The sequence below is a fragment of the Micromonospora foliorum genome (genome assembly GCF_022229015.1).
Lineage (GTDB): Bacteria > Actinomycetota > Actinomycetes > Mycobacteriales > Micromonosporaceae > Micromonospora > Micromonospora foliorum.
Window position 1 is genome coordinate 1 of record NZ_JAKKFF010000526.1, and the last position, 25,008, is coordinate 25,008.

At 71.4% G+C, this 25,008-nt stretch carries 21 protein-coding genes and 1 pseudogene; 12 read left to right on the forward strand and 10 right to left on the reverse strand.

What is annotated here, in order from left to right:
- Positions 1 to 35 precede the first annotated feature (35 nt).
- Positions 36 to 659, reverse strand: a pseudogene (locus PSH25_RS29330) (aminotransferase class I/II-fold pyridoxal phosphate-dependent enzyme); the annotation flags it as partial.
- Between the two features lie 155 nt (positions 660 to 814).
- Between PSH25_RS29330 and bioB the strand changes: the two are divergent.
- The 3 genes from bioB to PSH25_RS29345 are packed head-to-tail and all read left to right on the forward strand — an operon-like array spanning position 815 to position 2,518.
- Positions 815 to 1,810 carry a biotin synthase BioB gene (gene bioB, locus PSH25_RS29335; RefSeq protein ID WP_238662095.1) on the forward strand — a complete coding sequence of 332 codons (996 nt, stop codon included), beginning with the start codon at positions 815 to 817 and terminating at the stop codon, positions 1,808 to 1,810.
- A gap of 5 nt (positions 1,811 to 1,815) precedes the next feature.
- Positions 1,816 to 2,007, forward strand: coding sequence for a biotin synthase auxiliary protein BsaP (bsaP, locus tag PSH25_RS29340; protein ID WP_238662096.1), 192 nt, complete (start codon positions 1,816 to 1,818; stop codon positions 2,005 to 2,007).
- A gap of 4 nt (positions 2,008 to 2,011) precedes the next feature.
- Complete coding sequence (locus PSH25_RS29345; RefSeq protein WP_238662097.1) at positions 2,012 to 2,518, forward strand: GNAT family N-acetyltransferase; 507 nt, start codon at positions 2,012 to 2,014, stop codon at positions 2,516 to 2,518.
- A 94-nt stretch (positions 2,519 to 2,612) separates the two neighbouring features.
- Here PSH25_RS29345 and PSH25_RS29350 read toward each other — a convergent pair whose 3' ends face one another.
- The gene (locus tag PSH25_RS29350) at positions 2,613 to 5,516 is read right to left on the reverse strand and encodes a glycoside hydrolase family 9 protein (protein WP_238662098.1); all 2,904 of its coding nucleotides are present in this window, start codon (positions 5,514 to 5,516) and stop codon (positions 2,613 to 2,615) included.
- Positions 5,517 to 5,870: 354 nt separating this feature from the next.
- Here PSH25_RS29350 and PSH25_RS29355 point away from each other — a divergent pair, with 354 nt between their 5' ends.
- From PSH25_RS29355 to PSH25_RS29365, 3 genes are all read left to right on the forward strand, one after another.
- Positions 5,871 to 6,596: an LPXTG cell wall anchor domain-containing protein gene (locus tag PSH25_RS29355; protein WP_238662099.1), complete on the forward strand. Its 726-nt coding sequence runs from the start codon at positions 5,871 to 5,873 to the stop codon at positions 6,594 to 6,596.
- Positions 6,597 to 6,910: 314 nt separating this feature from the next.
- Positions 6,911 to 8,476, forward strand: coding sequence for an aldehyde dehydrogenase family protein (locus tag PSH25_RS29360; RefSeq protein ID WP_238662100.1), 1,566 nt, complete (start codon positions 6,911 to 6,913; stop codon positions 8,474 to 8,476).
- 73 nt (positions 8,477 to 8,549) lie between these two features.
- Positions 8,550 to 8,948, forward strand: coding sequence for a VOC family protein (locus PSH25_RS29365; protein WP_238662101.1), 399 nt, complete (start codon positions 8,550 to 8,552; stop codon positions 8,946 to 8,948).
- Between the two features lie 9 nt (positions 8,949 to 8,957).
- Here the strand turns inward: PSH25_RS29365 and PSH25_RS29370 are convergent, their stop codons facing one another.
- Together PSH25_RS29370 and PSH25_RS29375 are read right to left on the reverse strand one after the other, a co-directional pair.
- Positions 8,958 to 10,034: a GNAT family N-acetyltransferase gene (locus PSH25_RS29370; RefSeq protein ID WP_238662102.1), complete on the reverse strand. Its 1,077-nt coding sequence runs from the start codon at positions 10,032 to 10,034 to the stop codon at positions 8,958 to 8,960.
- Between the two features lie 89 nt (positions 10,035 to 10,123).
- On the reverse strand, positions 10,124 to 10,825 hold the full coding sequence (locus PSH25_RS29375; protein WP_238662103.1) for an ACT domain-containing protein: 702 nt from the start codon (positions 10,823 to 10,825) through the stop codon (positions 10,124 to 10,126).
- 150 nt (positions 10,826 to 10,975) lie between these two features.
- Between PSH25_RS29375 and PSH25_RS29380 the strand changes: the two genes are divergently transcribed.
- Positions 10,976 to 12,055: a phosphotransferase family protein gene (locus tag PSH25_RS29380; RefSeq protein WP_238662104.1), complete on the forward strand. Its 1,080-nt coding sequence runs from the start codon at positions 10,976 to 10,978 to the stop codon at positions 12,053 to 12,055.
- Positions 12,055 to 13,275 carry an acyl-CoA dehydrogenase family protein gene (locus tag PSH25_RS29385; RefSeq protein ID WP_238662105.1) on the forward strand — a complete coding sequence of 407 codons (1,221 nt, stop codon included), beginning with the start codon at positions 12,055 to 12,057 and terminating at the stop codon, positions 13,273 to 13,275. Before PSH25_RS29380 ends, PSH25_RS29385 begins: the two co-directional genes overlap by 1 nt.
- Before the next feature lie 274 nt (positions 13,276 to 13,549).
- On the opposite strand, the gene PSH25_RS29390 is transcribed toward PSH25_RS29385, so the two are convergent.
- From PSH25_RS29390 to PSH25_RS29415, 6 genes are all read right to left on the reverse strand, one after another.
- On the reverse strand, positions 13,550 to 14,596 hold the full coding sequence (locus PSH25_RS29390; protein WP_238662106.1) for a LacI family DNA-binding transcriptional regulator: 1,047 nt from the start codon (positions 14,594 to 14,596) through the stop codon (positions 13,550 to 13,552).
- 82 nt (positions 14,597 to 14,678) lie between these two features.
- Positions 14,679 to 16,100, reverse strand: a complete 1,422-nt coding sequence (locus tag PSH25_RS29395) for a GH1 family beta-glucosidase (RefSeq protein WP_238662107.1) — start codon at positions 16,098 to 16,100, stop codon at positions 14,679 to 14,681.
- Positions 16,097 to 16,939 carry a carbohydrate ABC transporter permease gene (locus PSH25_RS29400; RefSeq protein WP_238662108.1) on the reverse strand — a complete coding sequence of 281 codons (843 nt, stop codon included), beginning with the start codon at positions 16,937 to 16,939 and terminating at the stop codon, positions 16,097 to 16,099. The genes PSH25_RS29395 and PSH25_RS29400 overlap by 4 nt, the downstream gene beginning before the upstream one ends.
- 10 nt (positions 16,940 to 16,949) lie before the next feature.
- On the reverse strand, positions 16,950 to 17,921 hold the full coding sequence (locus tag PSH25_RS29405; protein WP_238662109.1) for a carbohydrate ABC transporter permease: 972 nt from the start codon (positions 17,919 to 17,921) through the stop codon (positions 16,950 to 16,952).
- A gap of 109 nt (positions 17,922 to 18,030) precedes the next feature.
- Positions 18,031 to 19,320, reverse strand: coding sequence for an ABC transporter substrate-binding protein (locus tag PSH25_RS29410; RefSeq protein ID WP_238662110.1), 1,290 nt, complete (start codon positions 19,318 to 19,320; stop codon positions 18,031 to 18,033).
- Positions 19,321 to 19,629: 309 nt separating this feature from the next.
- Positions 19,630 to 20,193, reverse strand: a complete 564-nt coding sequence (locus PSH25_RS29415; protein ID WP_238662111.1) for a plasmid pRiA4b ORF-3 family protein — start codon at positions 20,191 to 20,193, stop codon at positions 19,630 to 19,632.
- Between the two features lie 150 nt (positions 20,194 to 20,343).
- Between PSH25_RS29415 and PSH25_RS29420 the strand changes: the two genes are divergently transcribed.
- From PSH25_RS29420 to PSH25_RS29435, 4 genes are all read left to right on the forward strand, one after another.
- A complete protein-coding gene (locus tag PSH25_RS29420) occupies positions 20,344 to 21,090 on the forward strand; it encodes a pyrimidine reductase family protein (protein ID WP_238662112.1) in 747 nt (248 codons plus the stop codon).
- 148 nt (positions 21,091 to 21,238) lie between these two features.
- Positions 21,239 to 22,993, forward strand: coding sequence for an ATP-binding protein (locus PSH25_RS29425; RefSeq protein WP_210816092.1), 1,755 nt, complete (start codon positions 21,239 to 21,241; stop codon positions 22,991 to 22,993).
- Positions 22,994 to 23,011: 18 nt separating this feature from the next.
- Positions 23,012 to 24,160: an exonuclease SbcCD subunit D gene (locus PSH25_RS29430; protein ID WP_238662113.1), complete on the forward strand. Its 1,149-nt coding sequence runs from the start codon at positions 23,012 to 23,014 to the stop codon at positions 24,158 to 24,160.
- Positions 24,160 to 25,008, forward strand: an 849-nt coding sequence (locus tag PSH25_RS29435; RefSeq protein WP_238662114.1) for an AAA family ATPase, incomplete at its 3' end; no start/stop codon positions are given. The genes PSH25_RS29430 and PSH25_RS29435, both read left to right, overlap by 1 nt.

A 25,008-nucleotide genomic window follows, 5' to 3' on the forward strand; every position in this document is an offset into this window, starting at 1 on the left:
CCTCAGATCTCCACTCTTTCCCAAACCCACGTTCTTCCGATCTGGCCGGTCAGGACGAGCGCGTGCGCGTCGTCGACAAGCAGCAGCGCGCCGTGGCGGCGGGCCACGGCGTGCAGCCGAGCCAGCGGGGCGAGGTCACCGTCGACCGAGAACACCGACTCGGTGACCACCACCGCCGGACGGCCCGGAGCCGCCGCGAGCGCGGCGGCGACCGCGTCCACGTCGGCGTGCGGGGTGACCACCGTCTCCGCACCGGAGAGGCGGCAGCCGTCGATGAGCGACGCGTGGTTGTGCGCGTCGGAGACGAGCAGCGTCCGGGGTTGGACCAGCGCCCGCAGCGCGCCGAGGTTGGCCAGGTAGCCGGAGGAGAAGACCAGGGCGCCGTCGGTGCCCAGCCAGCGGGCCAGGTCCTCCTCCAGCGCCCGGTGCGCGTCGGTGGAGCCCCGGACCAGGCGCGACCCGGTCGCCCCCAGCCCGTACGCCGAAAGGGCCGCCGTGGCCGCGGCGGTGACCTCCGGGTGGGTGGCCAGGCCGAGGTAGTCGTTGCCGGCCAGATCGGTCATCCGATCGTCGGCCGGACGCGGATGCAGTCGCCGGGTGAGCCCGGCCTTGGCCCGCAGCTGCGCGCGGCGGTCGAGCGCCGCCAGCCAGTCCGCCACCGTCACCCTCCCCCGCTGTGCGTGCCGGTCAGCCCGACACCCGCCGGGCGAAATTACCACCCGCCGCCACCGGCCCGACGATTCCACTCGGTGCCAGGCACCACCGGGCCGCCAGGTCATTCCGGCTGATCGGGCGGCCTTGTAGGGTACGAGCCATGCCAGAGATCCTCGACCAGGCCCGGACCCAGGTCCTGGGTGACGGTGTCGGCCTCGATCAGGCCGGCATCCTCGCCGTGCTGAACCTGCCCGACGAGCACCTGCCCGCCGCCCTCCAGCTCGCTCACGACGTGCGGATGCGCTGGTGCGGCCCGGAGGTCGAGGTCGAGGGGATCGTCTCGCTCAAGACCGGCGGCTGTCCGGAGGACTGCCATTTCTGCTCGCAGTCGGGCCTGTTCACCTCGCCGGTTCGCTCGGTCTGGCTGGACATCCCGTCGCTGGTCGAGGCGGCGAAGCAGACCGCCGCGACCGGGGCGACCGAGTTCTGCATCGTCGCCGCGGTCCGCGGCCCGGACGCCCGGCTGATGAAGCAGATGCGCGAGGGCGTCGCCGCCATCAAGGCGGAGGTCGACATCCAGGTCGCCGCGTCGCTGGGCATGCTCAGCAAGGAGCAGGTCGACGACCTGGTCGACATGGGCGTGCACCGCTACAACCACAATCTGGAGACCTGCCGGTCGTACTTCCCCAACGTGGTCACCACCCACTCGTGGGAGGAGCGCTGGGAGACGCTGCGGATGGTTCGCGACTCCGGCATGGAGGTGTGCTGCGGCGGCATCCTCGGCCTCGGTGAGACCGTCGAGCAGCGGGCCGAGTTCGCCGCGCAGCTCGCCGAGCTGAACCCGCACGAGGTGCCGCTCAACTTCCTCAACCCGCGGCCCGGCACCCCGCTCGGTGACCGCCCGGTGGTGGAGGGCAAGGACGCGCTGCGCGCCATCGCCGCGTTCCGGCTGGCCATGCCGCGCACCATCCTGCGGTACGCCGGTGGTCGCGAGATCACCCTCGGCGACCTCGGCACCCGCGATGGTCTGCTCGGCGGCATCAACGCGGTGATCGTCGGCAACTACCTGACCACGCTCGGTCGACCGGCGACCGCCGACCTGGAGCTGTTGAACGAGCTGAAGATGCCGGTCAAGGCTCTCTCCGCCACGCTGTGACGACCATGACGACGACGGGGCCGTGGTGCGACCGGTGCGGTGAGTCGGCGACGGCCACCGCCCACCCGGCCTGCGCGTCGGCCCGCCAGTTGGAGCCGCCCCGGTTCTGCCCCCGCTGCCGACGTCGGATGAAGGTGCAGGTGCTGCCGGTGGGCTGGTCGGCGGTCTGCGTCGAGCACGGCGAGATCCGGGGCTAAGTCGATGCTGCGGGGGCGGGCGGTGACACTACGACCGGCGACAGTCGCGGACGTGCCGGCCCTCGCGGCGATCCGGGCCGACCCGGAGGTACGCCGGTGGTGGCGGGGCGGCGACGACCTGACCGACTCCGTCCGCGCCGACCTCGCCGACGACGACCTGCACGTGTACGCGATCGAGCACGACGGCCGGGTGATCGGCGCGATCCAGTGGTACGCCGAGGCGGACCCCGACTACCGGCACGCCAGCCTGGACGTCTTCCTCGACCCGGCTGAGCGCGGCGCCGGCCTCGGCGGTGACGCCATCCGCACCCTGGCCCGACACCTGATCGACGAGTACGGCCACCACCGCTTCACCATCGACCCGGCCGCGGCGAACAGCGCCGCCATCCGGGCGTACGCGAAGGTTGGTTTCCGCCCGGTCGGGGTGCTGCGCCGCTACGAGCGGGGCGCGGACGGGCGCTGGCACGACGGCCTGCTGATGGACCTGCTCGCCGACGACCTCACCGGCTGACGCCGAGCCGCCGGGGTCAGCGGTGTCGCGGCAGATCTGGACAGTTACCGTTCGCGCGGAACGGTAACTGTCCAAGATCTCGTCGCGGTGCCGGTCAGGCGATGGCGCAGGGGGTGTTGTTGACGGTGAAGGCGGTCGGTTTCGGGTTGGCGCCGCTGTACGTGCCGTTGAAGCCGAAGCTCACCGACGCGCCGGGCGCGATCGTGCCGTTGTAGGACAGGTTCGTGGCGGTCACCGCCGCGCCGCTCTGGCTGACCGCCGCCGACCAGCCCTGGCCGACGCTCTGCCCGCCGGAGAAGCCGAACCGCAGGGCCCAGCCGTTGATCGCGGTGGTGCCGGTGTTGGTGATCGACACGTTGGCGGTGAAGCCGGTGCCCCAGTCGGTGGTGGCGTACCCCACCGTGCAGGTGCCGCCGACCGGCGGGGCCGCGGTGGTCACCGCGACCGGCGTGGACGCCGCGGAGGTGTTGCCGGCCGCGTCCACGGCCACCACGTAGAACTGGTACGCCGTCGAGGCGGTCAACCCGGACACCGCCTGCGTGGTGCCGGTCGGCGAGCCGACCAGCACGTCGGTGGCGCCTGCCTCGCGATAGACCCGGTAGCTGGTGACGCCCACGTTGTCGGTCGACGGGGTCCAGGCCAGGGTGAGCCCGGTGGCGGTGACGGCCGAGGCGACCGGCGTGCCGGGCGTGCTCGGCGCGGTGGTGTCGACGGTGCCGGCCGGTGGCGTGGTCACACTGAGCTTCGGCGAGGCAGCCGACTCGTTGCCCGCGCCGTCGCGCGCCACGATGGTGTACTCGAACGTCCGCTCCGGCAGCAACGTGGTGATGGTGATCGAGTTCTCGGTGACCCGCCGGGTCGCCACCACGTCGTTACCGACCATGAACTCGCGGACGTCGTACCCGGCGAGGCCGCTGCCGCCGCTGTCCGTGGACGGCGCCCAGGTCAGGGTGACCGTGCGGGGGCCGAGGTTGGACGCCACCGGGGTGCCCGGGACGGTCGGCTTGGTGGTGTCCGGCACGACCGGGCCCGGCTCGTCGCCCCAGACCCGGGTGGCCCCGGAGTAGAGCGGCACCTTCCGGTTGGGCCCGGCGGTGGCCTGGTACGACGGGTCGTTGGTCGGGTCCCAGGTGCCACCCTCCGGCACACCGACCTTGAACTGGACCTCCATCCGGTGCTGCGACTGACCCGCCGGGGCGATGGTGTACCCGGCGCAGTCCACCTCGACGTACCAGATGTCGCCGCTGAACTGCTTGGCCGTGGTCGGGGACGGGCAACCCTGGGTGTAGCCGGCTGTGACCTGCACCGGGCCGGTGCCGTCGGGCCGGAAGTAGTACCGGAACCGGCCGTCGGTCAGCGCCCGGGCCGGGAACGCGGACTTGTTGTAGACCATCACCTTGAGCCCGGTGGCCCGAGGTTCGGCCTGCGTCACGGTGGTCTCCACGGTCAGCTCGTCGATGTCCGGCGTCTCGGCGACCGGGAAGTTCGCCAGCGGCGTGCCGCCGTACTCGGAGGTCAGCCGGACCAGCGCGGACGTGAAGCCGGCGTTGTAGTCGGTGGCGACCTCGTTCATCACGTAGTCCGACCGGCTGTCGCTGTACGCGTCGTTGGCCGAGGACGGGCCACCGACCAGCGCGCCGTAGAGGGTGTGCCGGGTCTCGACGGGCACGGTCTGGCTGTCCCACCAGGAGCCGTGTGCGGTGCGATGGTGCGGGTTCTTCGGCGAGTTGGCGCCGAACCCGATGACGTAGCTGGAGTTGCGGGGGTTGTCGCCGAGCGCGTAGTTGATCTGCCGGACCGCGAAGTCGTGGTAGCGCGCCTTGCGGGTGGTGTCGGTGGTCTTGTCGCTGTAGACCAGCGCGGCGAAGGAGGTGTTCGCGGCGTAGCGCAACGCGCCCCAGGAGTCGAGCACCGCCATCCCGCCCGGCGAGTACGGCACCCGCTGCCCGTTCACCCCGACGGTCCAGTAGTCCAGCCACCGGTTGGCGTCGTCGACGTACTTCTGCTTGCCGGTCAGGTTGGCCAGCAGCACGTACGCGCCGAACTGCTTGTTGTCCCAGGCGATGGTCCACTTGTAGGAGCGGGTGGTGGACTGGTTCTCGGTGCCGAGCTTGTCGTACTCGCTCTCGGCCTTGGCCAGGTAGTTGGCCTCGCCGGTGGCCCGGTGCAGCCAGATCGCGGCCCAGACCAGCTCGTCCTGCCAGCCGCTCCACGAACGGTAGAAGCTCGTGGCGTCGGTGATGCACTCGTGGTAGGACTTCCGCACCGTGTCGGCGAAGGTGTAGAGCTGCCGGGCGTGCCCGAGCAGCCGGTCGGCGTAGGTCGCGTCGGTGGGCCGGAACACCATCGAGGAGGCGGCCATCGCGGCCGCCGTCTCCCCCGCCAGGTCCGCGCCGCCACAGCTCGCATCGATCTTGTACGCGGGCCGCGCCATCGGCATCACCTCGGCCGGACCCCACCACTTGTGATCGTCGTCGCCCTTGCCGACCTGTCCGTAGAGGACGTTGGCCGACGGGTGCGCCTTGATGAAGTAGTCGTTGACGAAGCGCAGGTTGTTGAGCAGGTGCGGCAGTTGCCCGGAGGCGGTGTAGCCGCTGCGGTACTCGACCGCCCCCCAGGCGAGCATGGTGGCGCTGAACGCCATCGGGAAGCCGAACTTGACGTGGTCGCCGGCGTCGTACCAGCCGCCGGTGAGGTCCACCCCCGCGCTGGCGCCGTCGGTGAGCGCGCTGTCGCCGCGCCAGGAGACCCGGTTCCAGTCGGGCAGTCGACCGGACTGCTGCGCCTCGTAGAAGAGCAGCGACTTCTGCAACGCCTCGGCGTAGTTGTACGTCGCCGCGGGTGCGGCGGCGGCGGGCGACGTCGTCGGCCCGGCTGCCACGAGGGACAGCCCGGTGAGCAGGGCGACGCCGGCGGCCAGCAGCCGCCGCGGCCAGGGCTGGTCGGCGACCGGTGACCGACCGGGTTGGCCGCTGGACGGCCGGGTCAGGTGGCGCATGGCGGGCTCCTGTCGGAGGCGCCGCCGGCGGTCGCACCGACGCGGGACGGCGTACGGGCGGCACGGCCACCGGCGACAGCGGGGTGGCGGTGTGACCACAGGCCGTGGAAGCGCTCCCATGGATAACCGACAATGTAATGGGCCGGCCGCCGGTTGGGAAGCCCGCAAGCGCGGACAGCGCCGCAAGGCTCGTACGCGTTACCACGACACACGCACGGCAGCCGGGAAAGTCGACCCGGTAGCCACTTCCGTCCAGGACGTCGCCCCCGCTCAGCCCGGTTGGCCGATGCCGCTGACGACCCCTGCGGATGGATCATGGGCCGCCCCCTCGACCCCCATACCGGAGGAATCCTCATGCCACTGCGTCGGCGCCTGACGCGCGCGGCCATCTGCACGGCCGCCACCACGGCCGCACTCGCCATCACCTCCCCGGCCTGGGCGCTGAGCACCGTCCCCCTCAACCCGGCCCACGTCGGGGCGACGGCGGGGAAGTTCCAGCAGGAGTGCAAGGACCCCAAGTTCGGCACCCGACCCGCCAACCAGGACGGTTGGCACTTCGTGCTGCCCACCAACAAGGCCGGCGACTTCCGGAGCCTGACCCTGACCTTCACGGACACCGGGGGCGCGTCGGTGCGGGTGACCGTGCCGGACCCCACGGACCCCTACACCGACTTCCTGTCCGCCAACGGCAACGGGGACAAGCAGGTCAAGCACGCCTACCTCTTCACCCCGACCGGATGGACGCTGACCGGCGGCAGTGCCCAGGTCAGCGGCGAGGGCGACAAGTTCAACCTCAGTCACACCTGCGCCGGCACCGGCAGCACCGGGTCACCGACGCCCACGCCGACCACCGGTTCACCGACGCCTTCCGGTCCGCCGACGGAGTCGACGCCGCCGGGCGGATCGCCCTCCACGTCGGGGAGCGCTGGCGGCGGTGGTGGCGGCGGCGACAACGGGGGCAGCCTCCCGATCACCGGCGCGGCCGCCGCCAGCACCGCGCTCGCCGGTCTCGCCCTGATCGGCGGCGGCGCCCTGCTGATGATGCGCCGACGCCGCGACCGCATCACCTTCACCAGCTAGACCGGCGGACGCCCGCGACCAACCCTGGATCTCGCTCCTGCGGTCGGTCGCGGGTGTCAGTCCCACCTCGCGCCCGGCGTACTCGTGGGTAACCTCAGTTGACGACATCACATAATCGGCAGATGTCGATATAACGAGTACTACATCCGCAGCTCAGACCCTCGGCACCCGAGCGGCCTGGCGGGCATAACGGTGCCAACGGCGTCCAACCAGACAAACGTACTGTTGCTGACCCACTACCAAGCGCGAGACAGTACCGCTCACCAGCGGTGCCGTCGACGCCGCCGCTCCCCGGTCAACCCTGAGGAGAAGCGATGGCACTACGACTCGCCGACGACACCGCCTGGACCGACATCCTGCCCCGCGCGATGGCCGTCACCCCGGAGGCGTTCGGCGCCGAGGTCGACGGCGTCACCACCCTGCACAACCTGGTCGAGGGCGAATGGCGGGCGGTCGGCCAGCCCGTCGCGGTCCGCACCCCGGTGGACAACACCGTCCTCATCAACCTGCCCCGGGTCGACGCTCCCACCGCGCGCGCCGCGGTCGCCCACGCCGCCACCGCGCACCGGACCTGGGCCCGGACCCCGCTGGCCGACCGCAAGGCCCGGGTCGCCGACGCGCTGGACTCGCTCACCGCCCACCGCGACCTGCTCGCCCTGCTGCTGGTGTGGGAGATCGGCAAGCCGTGGCGGCTGGCCTGCGCCGACGTGGACCGGGCGCTCGACGGCGTCCGCTGGTACGCGGGCGAGATCGACCGGATGCTCGCCGACGGCCGCGAACCACTGCCCGGGCCGGTCAGCAACATCGCGTCGTGGAACTACCCGATGAGCGTGCTGGTGCACGCCGAACTGGTGCAGCTCCTGGCCGGCAACGCGGTCATCGCCAAGACCCCGTCCCAGGGCGGCGCGGTGTGCCTGACCGTCGCGCACGCGCTGATGCGCCGGGCCGGGCTGCCCGCCACGCTCGTCTCCGGCAGCGGCGGGGAGCTGTCCGAGGTGCTGGTGCGGGCACCCGAGATCGGCGCGGTGGCGTTCGTCGGCGGCCGGTCCAACGGCGGCAAGGTGGCCGCCGCGCTGCTCGACAGCGACAAGCGGCACTTCATCGAGCAGGAGGGCCTCAACGCCTGGGGCATCTGGAACTTCTCCCAGTGGGACCTGCTCGCCACGCACCTCAGGAAGGGCTTCGAGTACGGCAAGCAGCGCTGCACCGCGTACCCCCGGTTCGTGGTGCAGCGCGACCTGGTCGACGAGTTCCTCGACATGTACCTGCCGGTCGTCCGCTCGGTCCGCTTCGGTCACCCGCTCGCCGTCGGCGACGACTGGGCCACCGGCGACCCGCTGCCCGAGCTGGACTTCGGCCCGCTGATCAGCGCCGCCAAGGCCGACGAGCTGCGCCGCAAGGTCGACGAGGCGGTCCGCGGCGGCGCGATCCCCCTGCACCGGGGCAAGCTCACCGGCGCGCCGTTCCTACCCGGACAGGACACCTCGGCGTACGTGGCGCCGTCGGTGCTGCTCGCCCCGCCCGGGCGGTCCCGGCTGATGCACGCCGAACCGTTCGGGCCGGTCGACACGATCGTCGTGGTGGACACCACCGACGAGCTGCTGGCCGCGATGAACGCCTCCAACGGCGCGCTGGTGGCCTCGCTGGCCTGCGACGACACCGACGAGGCCGGCAAGCTCGCCGTGGACCTGCAGGCGTTCAAGGTGGGCATCAACAAGCCGCGCTCACGCGGTGACCGGGACGAACCGTTCGGCGGCCGGGGCGCCTCCTGGAAGGGTGCGTTCGTCGGCGGCGACCTGCTGGTGCAGGCGGTCACCGTCGGCGGCGACAGCCGGCTCTACGGCAACTTCCCCGACTACAACAGCTACCCCACCACCTGACGAACCCAACGGGCGAGTGCCCTTGTGGACGCTCGGCGCACACAGGGGCCCCGTCCGCGCGTACCGTCGGGCAATGGCAGTGATCGAGCAGCTCTCCCTGGGAGTGGCCGACGCCGAGCGGGCGGGTGCGTTCTGGGCCGCGGCCCTCGGGTACCGCCGCCGGGAGCCCCGATTCGACGGCGACGAGTGGATCGTGCTGGAGCCGCCGCCGGGGGCCCCGGGCGTGGCCCTCGCGATGGACCTCAGCGAGAGCCCGGTGCAGGAGTTTCCCCGGCTCCACATCGATCTGGACGCCGGCGGGAGACCCCTCGACGAGGAGATCGACCGGCTGCTCGCCCTCGGCGCCCGCATCGTCGACTGGCGGCACTATCCCACCGATCCACATCCCACCGAACCGCCGTACGTGGTGCTCGCCGACCCGGAGGGCAACCGGTTCTGCGTGTCGGGCCACCGCGAGCCGCCCCGGTCCTGAGCAGGGCCCTCACCAGGCGCCAGGCGAGAGCGCGCCCTTCCGGTCCGCCGTGGCGGCCACAGCGAGCGGGACGGTGAGGGTGAGCAGCCCGCCGTCGCGCTCGACCGAGCCGGCCCGGTCCAGTCGACGCAGCGTACGCAGCATCGGATCGTTCGTGGCCTGGACGTGCAGCACCAGCGCCGCGTACCCGGACCGGTCGGCGTGCTGAACCAGCCGGCGCAGCAACGCCGAGCCGAGCCCGCGTCGCTGCCAGTCGTCCCGCACCAGCAGCGCCACCTCGGCCTCGTCACCCTCGCCGAGCAGGTTCGCCATGGCGACCACCGACTCGGCCGTGCCGTCGCCGCCGGCCGTCGTGGCGATCAGTGTCAGCCCTCGGCTCGGCTCCAACAGCCGACGCAGGCGGGCCGGCGCCGGCAGCGCCGCCCCGCCCAGATAACGCCGCTGCCGGCTGCGCGGAGAGCACGCCTCGTGCAGCTCCACGACGCCGGACAGGTCGTGGGCGCTGGCCGGCCGAACCGCCACCTCCGCGCCGTCGAACAGCACCAGGGTGACCTGTTCGGCGGCCCGGCGCGCCACGGTGGCCGCCAGCTCGACCAGGGCCTGCGCCCGCGCGTACTCCGCCGGGGTGAAGTCGGGCGCGGCCCGGCGCAGCGCGAACGAACCGCCCGCCGGGTCGGCCAAAAGCATGCTGGCCCCGGTGATCCCCCGCTCGACGCCCACCGACGCCGGTCGCCAGCTGACGACGTCGGCGGCGAGCAGGGTCCGCAACGCCTCACCCGTCGCGTCCGGGTCACGCACCAGCCGGTTGGCCAGCCCGAGCACCCGGGTGGGCTGGTCGGCCAGACCACGCGCCTCGCTGCGCGCCACCCAACAGTCCCGGCCCCGACCCCGCTCGACGGCGGCGATCAGCTCGGCCTCGTCGAGCGCGTCCGGCGCGTCGACCAGGAAGTCGTCCACCGCGCCCTGCTCGGTGGGCTGCACCTGCACGGTGAGGATGTTGACCCCGCGCAGCGCGAGGCTCGCCGTGAGCACCGACAGGTAACCCGGCCGGTCGTCCACCGTCGCCCGGATTCGCCACAACGTCATGGTTGGCTCCCTTCCCCGGTAAGAGCCTCACCCGCGCCTGTTGCCGCCCGGTTGCCCGGCGGTGTCGGCCCGGGAACTCCTCGGGCCGTTCAGGGGCCGGCGACCACCGGCGGCGCGCCGACGAGGTCGAGGCGGTCACCGAGGATCACCGCGCAGGCGCGGACGAGCTGGGTGAGCCGGTCCACCTCGGTGCTGTGGAACGCCGCCGCGGAGAGGGTCTCGCTGCGCTCGCGGGCCACCACCAGCACCAGGCCCGCCCGGCCGAACGGCGCGATCGCGTGGTGGGTGCCGTCGGGCGTGGTCATCGACCGGCCGCGCAGCGGGGTGACCTCCGGCAGCCTCAGAGGTACCGGAGTACGCCAGCTCGCGTGCCCCACGGTCGCCCCGCCACCGCCGGTCCGCGAGGCCCAGTCGACCGGCACCACGGCGGCCACGGCCCAGTCGGCGGCCAACAACCCGGGCACCGCGTCGACCAGGGTGGCCAACCCGTCGGCCGGGTTGGCCGCGACCTGCGCCAACAGCTCGGCATCCTGGCCGGTGGTGGTGGGCGCGCCGATCGCCCGCCACACACCGTCCACCCGCACGCCCGGTATCGCCGCGAGGCCAGCCAGCAGCCGCTCCACCCGCGCCGCGCCCGGCCAGACGACAGTGAAATCGTCGACCGCGCGCCCGCCGAGCCGTTCGAGGACCACCACCTGGACGATGTCCGCCCCGGAGACGCCCAGTGTGCGGGCGACCTGACCGAGGGTGCCCGGACGGTCCGGCAGCGTGACCCGAACTCGCAGCAACATGTCTGTCCCTCCGCTCGGCGGGCCGGCGAAAGAGCGGCCGGCAGGCTGACCCCAGCCTGGTAGTTGACCATTTCGTCCCTGTTGCAGGGGCATGTCCCGAGCGGAAATTCTGACCTTGACAACGTGAGCGGGCTGCCATCAACTAGTCGGATGAGCGATCCGGCCGTCGATGAGTCACGGCCGGGGGCCGTTCCCGTCTCCCCGGCGGGGCTGGCCCTGAACCGGCTCGCCGACTACCTGGCGCAGCACCGACCCGAGCTGGCCGTCGGGCCGCTGCGTGCCCAGCTGATCGCGGGCGGCAAGTCCAACCTCACCTACCTGCTGCGCATCGGCGACCGCGAGGTCGTGCTGCGCCGCCCACCGCTCGGGCACGTGCTGGCGACCGCACACGACATGGCCCGCGAGTTCCGGGTCATCTCGGCGCTGGCACCGACCGAGGTGCCGGTCCCGGGCGCGCTGCTGCTCTGCGCCGACCCCGAGGTGATCGGCGCGCCGTTCTACCTCATGGAGCGGATGCCCGGCGAGGTGTTCCGCACCCGCGCGCAGACCGACCCGCTGGGCGACGAGCGCCGCCGGGCCCTCGCCATGGCGATGATGGACACGCTCGCCGCGCTGCACACTGTCGAGCCGTCCACGGTCGGGTTGGCCGACTTCGGCCGCCCCGAGGGCTACCTGGCCCGGCAGGTCCGGCGCTGGGCCGGGCAGCTCGACCGCTCCCGCAGCCGCCCGCTGCCCGGCATCGACGAGCTGCGTGACCTGCTCGCGGCGACCGCCCCGGAGGGCGCGAACGCCGGCCGGATCGTGCACGGCGACTACCGACTGGACAACCTCCTCGCCTCGGCCAACCCGGTCGCCGTGCACGCGGTGCTCGACTGGGAGATGGCCACCCTCGGCGACCCCCTCGCCGACCTGGGGCTGCTGCTGACGTACTGGGACGTGCTCTGCGGCAGCGACACCGCCGCGGGCAACCCCGTCGCCGACGGGCTCGGCCCGCGCGCCGGCTTCCCCACCGGCAGCGAGCTGATCGACAGGTACGCCGGACGCAGCGACGTGGACGTCGGGCCGCTGCACTGGCACGTGGCACTGGGCTGTTTCAAACTCGCGGTCATCTGCGAGGGCATCCACTACCGCCACACGCTGGGGCAGACGCTCGGCGAGGGCTTCGACCGGATCGGCGAGATGGTGGCACCGCTGGTCGCGCACGGGCTGACCGCCGCCAGGGAGCGGTGATGGACTTCTCATACGACAGCCGGACCGAGGAGCTGCGCGACGAGCTGACCCGGTTCCTGACCGAGCACGTCTACCCGGCCGAGGCCGTGCACGCCGAGCAGGTGGCCGCCGGGGACCCGTGGTCGCGTACCCCGGTGTTGGCCGAGCTGAAGGCGGAGGCCCGCAAGCGCGGCCTGTGGAACCTCTTCCTGCCCGACCCGCGCTACGGCGCCGGCCTGACCAACCTTCAGTACGCTCCCCTGGCCGAGCTGACCGGGCGCAGCCCGCACCTCGCGCCGGAGGCGGTCAACTGCGCGGCGCCCGACACCGGCAACATGGAGTTGCTGGCCGAGTTCGGCTCGGAGGCGCAGCAGCAGCGCTGGCTGATGCCGCTTCTGGAGGGTGAGATCCGCTCGGCGTTCTGCATGACCGAGCCGGACGTCGCATCCTCCGACGCCACCAACATCGCCACCCGGATCACCCGCGACGGCGACGAGTACGTGATCAACGGGCGGAAGTGGTGGTCGTCCGGGGCGATGGACCCGCGCTGCGAGATCTTCATCGTGATGGGCAAGACCGACCCCACCGCCGACCGGCACCGCCAGCAGAGCATGGTGCTGGTCCCCCGGGACACCCCCGGGGTGACCGTGCGCCGGGGCATGACCGTCTTCGGCTACACCGACGGTTCGCACGGCGGGCACGCCGAGATCGACTTCACCGACGTCCGGGTGCCCGCGGAGAACCTGATCGGCGCCGAGGGCACCGGCTTCGCCATCGCCCAGGCCCGGCTGGGTCCGGGCCGGATCCACCACTGCATGCGCTTGATCGGGATGGCCGAACGGGCACTGGAGCTGCTCTGCCGCCGCGCCAACGAACGGATCGCCTTCGGCCGACCGCTGGCCGAGCAGGGCGTGGTCCGGGAGTGGATCGCCGAGTCCCGGGTCCGCATCGAGCAGGCCCGACTGCTGGTGCTCAAGACGGCCTGGCTGATGGACACCGTCGGCAACAAGGGCGCGCACACCGAGATCCAAGCCATCAAGATCGGCACGCCGGCGATGGCGGAGTGGGTGATCGACAAGGCGATCCAGGGGTACGGCGGCGCCGGCGTCAGCCAGGACACCCCACTGGCCGCCCTCTGGGCGCAAACCCGCACCCTGCGCCTCGCCGACGGCCCCGACGAGGTGCACCGTAACTCCCTGGCCAAGCGCGAACTCCGCCGCTGGGCCCCCACCCCCGCCTGACCGCCGGGCGACAACCCCGCCCACTCACCAACCCGCCCCGCCCCGGACGCCCCGCACGCCCCAAGATCGCGCTCGATCCTGGATGTAGTGGTGTCCGGTCGCCGGGAGGCCACTCGATCCAGGATCGAGCGCGATCTTGCCCGCCAGCCTTCTTCATCATGAGGTTGGCGAGGCGAGATGTCGGGAATGTCCAGGTCAATTCCATGATCAACCATGCCGCGCGCGGGGACGCGCCGCGCGGGGACGCGCCGCGCGGGCTCCTGGGGTGGGTGGGTCAGGCGGAGGCTCGGTGGACCAGCTGGGTGTCCAGGAGGATGTGGGAGGCGGGTAGCTCCTCGCCACGGATCCGGGCCACCAGAAGGTGGGCCATCTGCCGGCCCATCTCCTCCACCGGCTGGAAGACAGTGGTCAGCGGCGGTTCCGCCTGTCGGGCGATCGTCGCGTCGTCGAAGCCGATCACCGCGACGTCCTGCGGCACGCGCCGGCCGGCCTCGCGCAGGGTACGCAGCGCGCCGAACGCCATGAGGTCGGAGGCGACGAAGACCGCGTCCAGGTCCGGGCAGGCGTCCAGCAGGCGACGCATTCCGGCCGCGCCGCTGCCCTCGCTGAAGTCGCCGTACGCGATCAGGTCGGGGTTGACGCCGGCGCCGGTGGCCTTGACCGCGTCGGTGTAGCCGGTCAGCCGGGCCAGGCCGGCACCCATGTCCTGCGGACCGGCGATGGTGGCGATACGTCGCCGCCCCTGCCTCGCCAGGTACTCCACCGCCTGCCGGGCTCCGCCAACGTTGTCCACGTCGACAAACCAGGCCGGTTGTGCGCCGGGTTGCAGCATCCGGGCGGGCCGACCGCCGAGCACGGCGGGTAGGCCGCGCTCCTCCAGCAGCGTCGGCAGCGGGTCGGAGTCGTGCAACGACAGCAGCAGTACGCCGTCGACGTGCTGGTTGGTGAGGTGGTGCTCGACCCGTTCCCGCTCCACCGGCGACTGCGCCATGGCCAGCCAGAGCTGCATGGGCGTCTCCAGCAGGCCGGAGCTGATCCCCCGCACGATCGCGGCGAAGAACGGCTCGGTGAAGACCCGCTCGCCGGATTCGGACACCACCAGCGCGACGGAGTCGGTCCGCTGGGTGACGAGCGCACGGGCGGCCCGGTTCGGCACGTACCCCAGCTCGGCGATGGCCTGTTGGACCGCGGCCCGGGCCTCCGGGCTGACCTGGGGCGAGCCGTTGACCACGCGGGAGACCGTGCCCCGGCCGACGCCGGCACGCGCCGCGACCGCGTCGAGGGTCGGGCGCCCGAGCGACCGGGTGCGCTGCGTTGTCATCGTCTGCTCCTCCGACGGCGGACGGACCCGGCGCCACCTGCCAGAGGTGGTCGCCGGGGCCGTCCTGATGGCTGGCCCGAGCCTATTGTGCGGCCAGACCGTTGCGCCGGATCACCGAGGCGTACCACTTGGCGCTGGACTTGGGGGTGCGGACCTGGCTGTCATAGTCGACGTGGATCATGCCGAACCGCTTGGTGTAACCCCAGGCCCATTCGAAATTATCCATCAACGACCAGGCAAAGTATCCCCGCAGCGGCACTCCGGCATCGATCGCCTCGTGGGCGGCGCGCAGGTGGGCGTCGAAGTAGGCCAGCCGATCGACGTCGTCGACCTGCCCGTCGACCACCGAATCGACGAACGCGGAACCGTTTTCGGTGACGTACAGGGGCAGGTCGGTGTAGCCGTGCACCCGGCGCAGCGTCTCGGCCAGGCCCGGGGCGTCGATCTCCCAGCCCATGTCGGTGACCGGGACGCCACGGGTGACGAACCGGACATCCTCGCTGCCCGGCCAGCACGACGGGGCCGGGTCGGCCTCGACGCCCTCGACCGGTGCGGCGACCACGTGCCGGCTGTAGTAGTTGACCCCGACCAGGTCCAGCGGCGTGGAGATGGTCGCCAGGTCGCCGTCGCGCACGTGGTCGAAGTCGGTCACCGTGCTGAGGTCGGCCACCAGGTCCTCCGGGTACGACCCGCGCAGCAGCGGGTCCAGGAAGAACCGGTTGGCCAACCCGTCGATCCGCCGGGCGGCGTCCCGGTCGGCGGGGGTGTCGCTGGCGGGGTCGACCGGGTAGAGGTTGACTGTCACGCCCACCTCGGCGGCCGGGCGGGCGGCCCGCAGTGCCTGCACGGCCAGGCCGTGACCGAGCATCAGGTGGTGTCCGGCGCGCACCGCGTCCGCTCCGTCGGTGCGGCCGGGGGCGTGTACGCCGGAGCCGTAGCCGAGGAACGCGGAGCACCACGGCTCGTTCAGGGTGGTCCAGTAGCGCACCCGGTCACCGAGCGCGTCGGCCACCAGGGCGGTGTAGTCGGCGAAGCGGGTCGCGGTGTCCCGGGCCGGCCAGCCGCCGGCGTCTTCCAGCGGTTGGGGCAGGTCCCAGTGGTAGAGGGTGAGCCACGGCTCGATGCCGTTGCCCAGCAGCTCGTCGACCAGTCGCCGGTAGAAGTCCAGGCCACGCGGGTTGGCCGCGCCGGTACCGGCGGGCTGCACCCGGGACCAGGAGACCGAGAAACGGTACGACTTCAGGCCCAGCTCGGCCATCAGCGCGACGTCGTCGCCGAGGCGGTGGTAGTGGTCGCACGCCACGTCCCCGGTGTGCCCGGCGACGACTCGACCGTCGGTGTGGCTGAAGGTGTCCCAGATCGACGGGGCGCGACCGTCCACGGCCGCGGCCCCCTCGATCTGGTACGCCGCCGTCGCGGCCCCCCAGAGGAATCCGGGTGGAAAGGTCAGCCCGGGGCGCTCGTCGAGGACGTCGACGGCGGGTGGGCTGGCGGGGTTGCTCACGACTTGACGGCACCTTCCATGATCCCGCCGATGATCTGGCGGCCGAACACGAGAAACACGAGCACGAGCGGGATGGTGCCGATCGCCGTGGCGGCGAACACCTGCGAGTAGTCGGTGTAGTAGGCGTACGACAGGAAGGAGAGCGAGACCTGGAGGGTCGGGTTCTCCGGGGTGAGGATGGCGTACGGCCAGATGAACGAGTTCCAGGTCTCCATGAAGGTCAGCAGACCGAGCACGCCGGCGGCGGGACGCAGCGCGGGCAGCACGATGCTCCAGTAGATCCGGAACGTGCTCGCCCCGTCGACGCGGCCGGCCTCGATCAGCTCGTCGGAGATGGCCTGGCTGGCGTACTGCCGCATCATGAACACGCCGAAGGCGCTGACCAGGAACGGCACGGTGACCGCGTAGAGGGTGTCGTACCACCCCAGGTCCTGCATCATGGACCAGAGCGGGATGAGGCCCATCTGCGTCGGGATCATCATGGTGACGATGATCGCCAGCAGCAGGGCGTTGCTGCCCCGGAACCTCAGCTTGGCGAAGGCGAACCCGGCCAGTGAACCGGTGAGCACCACCGACACGGTGACCACCGAGGAGACGATGATCGAGTTCATCATGCCGGTGAGGAAGTTGGCGGCGTCGTTGTCGAGCACCCGCCCGAAGTTGTCACCGAACGCCCCACCGGGGGTTACCGGTGGCGGGACCTCGTTGATGGAGTCCAGGCTGCGAGTGCCGATCACCAGCATGTAGTAGAACGGGTAGATCGACAGCAGCGCCGCCAGGACGAGCGCCACGTAGGTCAGCGGACTGGTGCGCCACAGGCGCTGGGAAGCCGAGATCATCGATCTCTCCTCACTTCGCCGAGCGGCGGACGAGTAGGAAGTTGAACAGCGACACCAGGACGATGATCATGAAGATCGCCCAGGCGACCGCGGCTCCGTAGCCGGCGGAGTTCAGGTTCACGATGCCCATCTCGTACATGTACATGGCAAGCGTCTGGAACTCCCGCTGGCTGCCGCCGAGAATGTTGCCGTTGGCGAAGAGCAGCGGCTCGGTGAAGAGCTGCATGCCGCCGATCGTGGACAGGATGACCACGAAGATGAAGGTGGGCTTGAGCATGGGCAGGGTGATCTGCCAGAACTGCCGCCACGGGCTGGCGCCGTCGATCGCTGCGGCCTCGTAGAGATCCTTGGGGATCGCCTGCATGCCGGCGAGCAGGATCAGGGTGTTGTACCCGGTCCAGCGCCAGTTGACCATCGAGGAAATGGCGAACCACGAACTCCACCGCTGCCCGTCCCAGTCGACCGGGTCGACACCGACGAGGCTCAGCAGCCAGTTGAACAGGCCGAACTCCCGCTGGAACAGCATCCCGAAGACGATCGCGACCGCGGCCACCGACACCACGTTCGGCATGAAGATGGCCATCCGGAAGAAGGTCTTGGCGCGCAGGAAGGTCCGGTTGAGCAGGTTCGCCAGGAAGAGGGCGAGCAACAGCTGCGGGATGGTCGACAGGGCGAAGATGCCGAACGTGTTGACCAGCGCGTTCCAGAAGTACTCGTCGGAGAACAGCCGGGTGTAGTTGTCGAAGCCGATGAACGAGTGCTCGCCGATCATGTCCCAGTCGTGCAGCGACATCCAGGCGGTACGCACCATCGGGTACAACCCGAACGCGCCGAAGATCAGGAAGAACGGGGCGATGTAGAGGTACGGCGAGTACTTGACGTCGAGACGGTTGAGTAATCTTCCCCGGCTACGTCGGGAGGAGACGTCGGGAGAGGGCGGTGCTGCTGGCGACGGCGGTGCCGTCGTGGCCGACAGGCTCATGCGAATTTCCTTTTCCGGCGAGGCCCGGGGGCCCTCGCGCAGGGCGCTACGCGGAGGGGACCGGCCGGTGGCGTCCGGGAAGCCCCGAACGCCACCGGCAGGGAATCACTCAGAAGGCACCCTGAGTCTTGGCATCCTTCGTGAACTGCTCCCAGGCCTTCGCCTTGTCGGCCTGCCCGCTCTCGAACGCCCGCAGGGCCGGCTCGAGCGCGTTCTCCTTGACCGCCTGGTGCTTCGGGCCCAGGTGGGTCGGCTGGATCTTGGCGACGCTCTCCCCGAAGATCTTGCCGGTCGGCGCGTTGCTGAAGTACTCGTTGGTGTAGCCGGTGAACGCCTCGTTCTTCAGCGCCTCCAGGTTCGTGGGCAGCGGGCCCTTGGCCTTGAATGCCTCCACCTGGCTCTTCGCGTTGGTCAGGTACTCGGCGAGCTTCGCCGCCTCCTTTGGGTACTTGCTCTGCGCCGGAACCGCGAGCCACGAGCCGCCCCAGTTACCGCCGCCGCCCGGCACGGACGCGACGTCCCACTTGCCCTTGTTGGCCGCACCGGAGTTCTCCGAGACGATGCCGAGCATCCACGACGGGCAGAAGGTGGCCGCGAAGGTGCCCTGCTTGAAGCCACCCGACCACTCCGGCGACCAGGTCTGCGCCTTGGCGGAGATGTCCGCCATCGACGTGGCGGTGTCCCAGGCGTTCTTCACCGCGGGGCTGGTGTCCGCGATGATGTTGTCTTCCTTGTCGTAGAACAGGTCACCGTTGCCCTGGAACATCACGCCGTTGGAGACGGCGGTGATCGAGTCGATGAACGCCTTGCCGCCGCTGCCCTGCTTGTACTTCAGACCGGCGTCGTGGAAGCCCTTCCAGTCCGGCCAGAGCGCCGACACCTGGTCGCGCTCGGTGGGCAGGCCAGCAGCCTGGAACAGGTCCTTGCGGTAGCAGACGGCGAGGCTGCCGACGTCGGTCGGGAGGCCGATCAGCCGGCCGTCCGGTGCCTTGCCCAGCTCCCACTTCCAGGGCAGGAACTCCTTGGAGTGGTCGGCGACCAACGGGTTGAGGTCGGCCCAGTTGCGCGCGTTGGGCTTGAACTCGTTGAGGATGCCCTCTTCCAGGGCGGTGACGTCCGCCGCGCCCTTGCCGGTGGCCAGGTAGCGGACCAGCTTCGGCCGGTACTCGGCGAGCTGCGCGGTCTTGCGCAGCTCGACCTTGATGCCGGTGTCCTTCTCGTACTGCTTGACAAGCTCTTCGTAGCCGAACTCGCCGAAGGTGTCGACGACCAGCTTGGCCGGCTTCTCGCCGGCCGCCGGCTTGTCGTCGTCGTTGCCGCAGGCCGCGAGACCGCCGATTGCGGTGATCGCGGCCAGGGCAGCGGCCGCCAGGCGGGTACGCCGCGTGGTGACACTCATTCGCTGACCCCTCTTTCCGGTGGTGAGGCTGATGTGTGTGGTGGGGGGTGCTCATCGCGCCAGGCCGGGGATGCGTGAGTGACCCATGCCACCTCCGGGAGCGCTCCCATGAGATTGCCGGCGGGTAACGGGAGTGTCAATAGGACGTTGGGAGCGTTCCCAGATCGTTACCGCTGATCACTCACGCAACGCCCACCCCACCCACACCCCCGGCCCCACCCCTGGTGATCAAGAGGATTCGGTCAGGAAAAGCGGCTCTGCTGACGCGAACTTCTTGATCAACAAGGCCCGGTCCGGACGGCCCGGGGATCAGCTGAAGCGGCGGAGGAGGGTGGTGGCGCGGCCGGGGTCGAAGCGGGACGGGTCGAAGGTCGGACCCGCCCAGTCGCGCAGCATCGCCTGGCGGGGGCCGACGGGGTCGACCGTCCCGGTCTGGTCGTCCAGGGCTTCCAGGAGTGCCTGGAAACCCGGCGGCCCGCCGATGCCCTCCGGTGGGCAGGCCCGCTCACCGGCCAGGCAGACCGGGTACCGCTCGTCGGGGTCGGCGGTCAACGCGTCCTCCACGACCAGGTCGTGCTCCCACCAGTCGCCGAAGTCGTAGGTGTAGGAGAACCGGCTGCCCTTGCCGAGCACCGCGTCGAGCCGCACGTCCAGCTCGTCGTGCAACGCCAACTCCCCGTCCGGGTCCGGTTCGCCGTACTGCATCGCGTCGATCTCGAACGAGTGCAGATGGCAGTCCCGCCAACCCATCGCGTGCTGCACCACCCGGTGCAGCCGGTCCAGCGTGTAGCCGGCCGGCACGAGCACCCGACGCCACACCGGCGGGCGGGTCCCGGCGAGGGACATCTTCAGCTGGAAGATCTGACGCGGCATGCTGTCCTGTCCTCCCGCGGCTTAGGCTGCGAGCATGATCTGCCGAGCGTGCCGGGCCCGGCGACACGACGACTGCCCGGGCCGGAACTGGTGCGACTGTCAGCACCGTACCGCCGAACCGACCCCTCCGGTCACCGGTCCGGCCGGCGAATGACCGTCGGAATTCCGATCCGACGGCTCTGGCCGGAGCCGTCGACGCAGCCGCTCGACGACACCGCGCTGACCGCCCTCTACGGCCGCGCCGACGAACCCCGACTGCGGGTGAACTTCGTGGCCAGCCTGGACGGCGCGGTCACCGTGGACGGCTACTCCGCCGGGCTCTCCGGCGAGCCGGACAAGCGGGTGTTCGGCCTGCTGCGGATGCTCTGCGACGCCCTGGTGGTGGCCGCCGGCACGCTGCGCCACGAGGGGTACCGGGCGGTCCGCCTCAACGAGCGCCGCCGCGCCTGGCGCCGCGCCAACGGGCTGGCGGAGTACCCGACGCTTGTGGTCGTCTCCGGTTCGCTCGACCTGGATCCGGCGCAGGCCGCCTTCGCCGACGCGCCGACCCGCCCGGTGGTGCTCACCCGCGCCGACGCCGACCCGCCGCCCGGGCTGACCGACGTCGCCGACGTGCTGCGCTGCGGCACCGAGCGGGTCGACCTGGCCGCCGGTCTCGCCGAGCTGCACCGACGCGGGCTGACCCAACTGCTCTGCGAGGGCGGCCCACACCTGTTCGGCGCGCTCACCGCCGCCGACCTGGTGGACGAGCTGTGCCTCACCGTCTCGCCGCTGCTGGCCGGACCCGGCCCCGGCCGGATCACCGCCGGCGACGCCGCACCGCCCCGGCACCTGGCACTGCGGCACGTGCTCGCCGCCGAGGACGGTGTCCTCCTGCTCCGCCACGCCCGGCGGTGACCCGCCGTCGCCCGGTCACACACCCACCGTCGTGAGTGTGACGGCGCATGGTGTCGTCCGCCGCGTCGCGTGGCGACCTGTCGTACTCCTCGGGCAGGATGCACAGCATGGTTCCCGACCGTGCTGCCCGAACGACCCGAGTCGCCCGATGACCGACGCCGACCTCGACAGCCCGGGCGAGGCGGTCGGGCGGGTGCTGGGCACCGCCGACGCCACCCCGTTGCAGTTCTGGACGGCCGTGGCACCCGGCAGCTATCTCCAGCTCGACGACGTGGTGGTCACCCGACGCGAGCTGCCAAACCGGGAGCCGGTGACGATCGCCGGGGTGGTCACCCAGGTCCGCGCTCGGCACGAGGGCGCCCAGTTCGACTCCGACGTGTTCGCCATCGCCGACGGCACGCTGCCCGCCCAGGTGCAGGAGGCGGCCGAGATCACCACCACCCGGGTCGATCCCGAGCTGTACGTGCCGCCGACCCCGGGCGCGGTGGTGCACCGGGCCGAGGGCGACGCCCGGGCGCGCGCGCTGCACTTCGACCGGATGGAACGGCGCATCCCGATGGGGATGGGTCGGGACGGCGTCCCGGTCTACCTCAACGCCGACTTCCTCGACGGCAGCCGGGGCGCGCACGTCTCCATTTCCGGCATCTCCGGGGTGGCCACCAAGACCAGCTTCGCCACCTTCCTGCTCTACTCGGTGTTCCGCTCCGGCGTGCTGGGCGGCGACGCGGTCAACGCCAAGGCGCTGATCTTCAACGTCAAGGGTGAGGACCTGCTCTTCCTGGACCACCCCAACACCCGCCTCGACGAGCCCACCCGAGCGGCGTACGCGAAGCTCGGGTTGAGCGCTGGCGCCTTTCCCGACGTGCGGGTCTACGCCCCGCCCCGGGTCGGCGACGCGGCCGGCACGCCGGATGTGAGCAGTCGGCTCACCGGGGTCGATTCGTTCTACTGGACGCTCAGCGAGTTCTGCACCGACCGCCTGCTGCCGTACGTCTTCGCCGACGCCGACGACGAGCGCCAGCAGTACACGATGGTGGTCCACTCGGTGGCCGCGCACCTGGCCCGCTACGCCCAGCCCGCCGACGGCGGGGTGAGCATCGACGGGGTTCGGCTCGGCTCCTACGGCGACCTGGTCGACCACATCGTCGATCAGCTCAACGACGACGAGACCCGCTCCGACTGGGCCGGCAGCGCGGTGGGGCTGGGCACCGTCAACGCGTTCGCCCGGCGGTTGATCGGCAGCAAGAAGGACCTCGCCCGGCTGATCCGCGGTGACCTCGCGACCCGCCGCCCCCACTCGATCAACACGAGCGAGTCGGCGCAGGTCACGGTGGTCGACCTGCACAACCTGCCCGACCGCGCGCAGCGGTTCGTGGTCGGTGTGACGCTCAAGAGCGAGTTCGAGCGCAAGGAGAAGTCCGGCACCGCCAAGCCGCTGCTCTTCGTCGTCCTCGACGAGCTCAACAAGTACGCCCCCCGGGAGGGCTCCTCGCCGATCAAGGAGGTCCTGCTGGACATCGCCGAGCGGGGCCGCTCGCTCGGGGTGATCCTGATCGGCGCGCAGCAGACGGCGAGCGAGGTGGAGCGACGGATCGTCACCAACTCGGCGATCCGGGTGGTCGGCCGGCTCGACCCGGCCGAGGCGTCCCGTCCGGAGTACGGCTTCCTGCCGCCCGCGCAGCGCCAGCGGGCGTTGCTGGCCAAGCCGGGCACCATGTTCGTCAACCAGCCGGACATCCCGGTGCCGCTCTGCCTGGAGTTCCCGTTCCCGGCCTGGGCCACCCGGGTCTCCGAGGCCGGCCGGGCACCATCGGAGACGCTGCGCTCGATCACCCAGTCCGCCGACCCGTTCGCCGTGGTGGGCTCCGGCGGCGGCAGCACCGACGACGACATCCCGTTCTAGCTAGGGGCCAGCACAGCCATGAAGATCCTGCACACCTCCGACTGGCACGTGGGAAAGGTGCTCAAGGGGCAGTCCCGGGCCGACGAGCACAAGGCCGTGCTGGCCGGGGTGATCGAGATCGCCCGTGCCGAACAACCGGATCTGGTGATCGTCGCCGGTGACCTCTACGACACCGCCGCGCCCAGCTCGGAGGCGACCCGCCTGGTCACCCGGGCGTTGACGGCGCTGCGGCGGACCGGCGCGGACGTGGTGGCCATCGGCGGCAACCACGACAACGGCCCCGCGCTGGACGCGCTGCGCCCGTGGGCCGAGGCCGCCGGCATCACGCTGCGCGGCGGGGTACGGGAAAACCCGGACGAGCATGTCATCGACGGCACCACCGCCGGTGGCGAGCGGTGGCGGCTGGCCGCGTTGCCGTTCCTGTCCCAGCGGTACGCGGTGCGCGCGTTGGAGATGTACGAGCTGACCGCCGCGGAGACCAACCAGACATACGCCGACCACCTGGGCCGGGTGCTGGGGCGACTGACCGAGGGTTTCAGCGAACCGGACCGGGTGCACCTGGTCACCGCGCACCTGACGGTGACCGGCGCGGCCACCGGTGGCGGCGAGCGCGACGCGCACACCGTGTTGGGCTACGCCGTTCCGGCGACCGTCTTCCCGGCCACCGCGCACTACGTGGCGCTGGGTCACCTGCACCGGGCGCAGCGGGTCATCGGCCCCTGCCCGGTGCGCTACAGCGGCAGCCCGCTCGCGGTCGACTTCGGTGAGCAGGAGAACGTCCCCTCGGTGACGATGGTCGAGGTGACGGCCAGCACCGCCGCCCGGGTGCGGGAGGTGCCGGTGACGGCGGCGAGCGCGTTGCGGACGGTGCGGGGCACCCTGGCCCAGCTCGCCGAGATCGAGGCACCGGACGCGTGGCTGCGGGTGTACGTGCGGGAGCAGCCCCGCGCCGGCCTGCGCGAGGAGGTCCAGGAGCTGCTCCCCCGGGCCCTGGAGATCCGGATCGACCCGGAGCTGCTGGCCGCGCCGGGCAGTGGCGCGCGCATCGCCCAGCGATCGGGGCGTTCGCCCCGGGAGTTGTTCGCCGACTACCTGGACAGCCGGGGCCACGCCGACGAGGGTGTCCGGGAGCTCTTCGACGAGCTTTTCGAGGAGGTCGAGCACTGATGCGTCCGATGCGGTTGGACATGGCCGGGTTCACGGTCTTCCGGGACGAGACCACAGTCGACTTCACCGACGCCGACTTCTTCGCGCTGATCGGCCCGACCGGCTCGGGCAAGTCCACAGTGCTGGACGCGATCTGCTTCGCCCTCTACGGCATGGTGCCCCGCTGGGGTGGCGCCCGAGGGTTGGCGAACGCGCTCGCGCCGTCGGCGACCGAGGCGCGGGTGCGGTTGGTCTTCGAGTCCGGCGGCGCCCGGTACGTGGCTACCCGGGTGGTCCGCCGGGACGGCCGGGGCAACGTGAAGACGGCGAACGCCGGGTTGCAGCTGATGCCGGCCGGCTTCGACGTGACCAAACTGGACACCGGTCTGAGCCCCGACGACCTCGGCGAGGTGGTGGCCGGCACCCCCGCCGAGATGGAACAGGCGGTGCTGGAGGCGGTGGGGCTGCCGTACGAGCAGTTCACCAGCTGTGTGGTGCTGCCACAGGGGCAGTTCGCCGATTTCCTGCACGCCAAGCCGGCGACGCGGCAACAGATCCTGGTCAACCTGTTGGGCCTCGGCGTCTACGAGGACGTGCAGAAGAAGGCGACGGCGCGCGCCGCGCAGGCGGAGGCCCGGCTGGAGGCGGTCGACCAGGTGCTGGCCGGGTTGACCGGCGTGGACGACGAGGCGTTGGCCGAGGCCGACGCCCGGGTCGACCGGATGGCCGAGCTGGCGGCTGCGGTGGCCGAGGCGGTGCCGGAGCTGGCGGCGGCCCGGGTCACGGCACGGGAGGCCGCGGCGGCGCTGACCGCGCTGTACGACGAGCTGACCGTGATGACGGAGGGGCGCGCGCCGGGCGGGGTGACC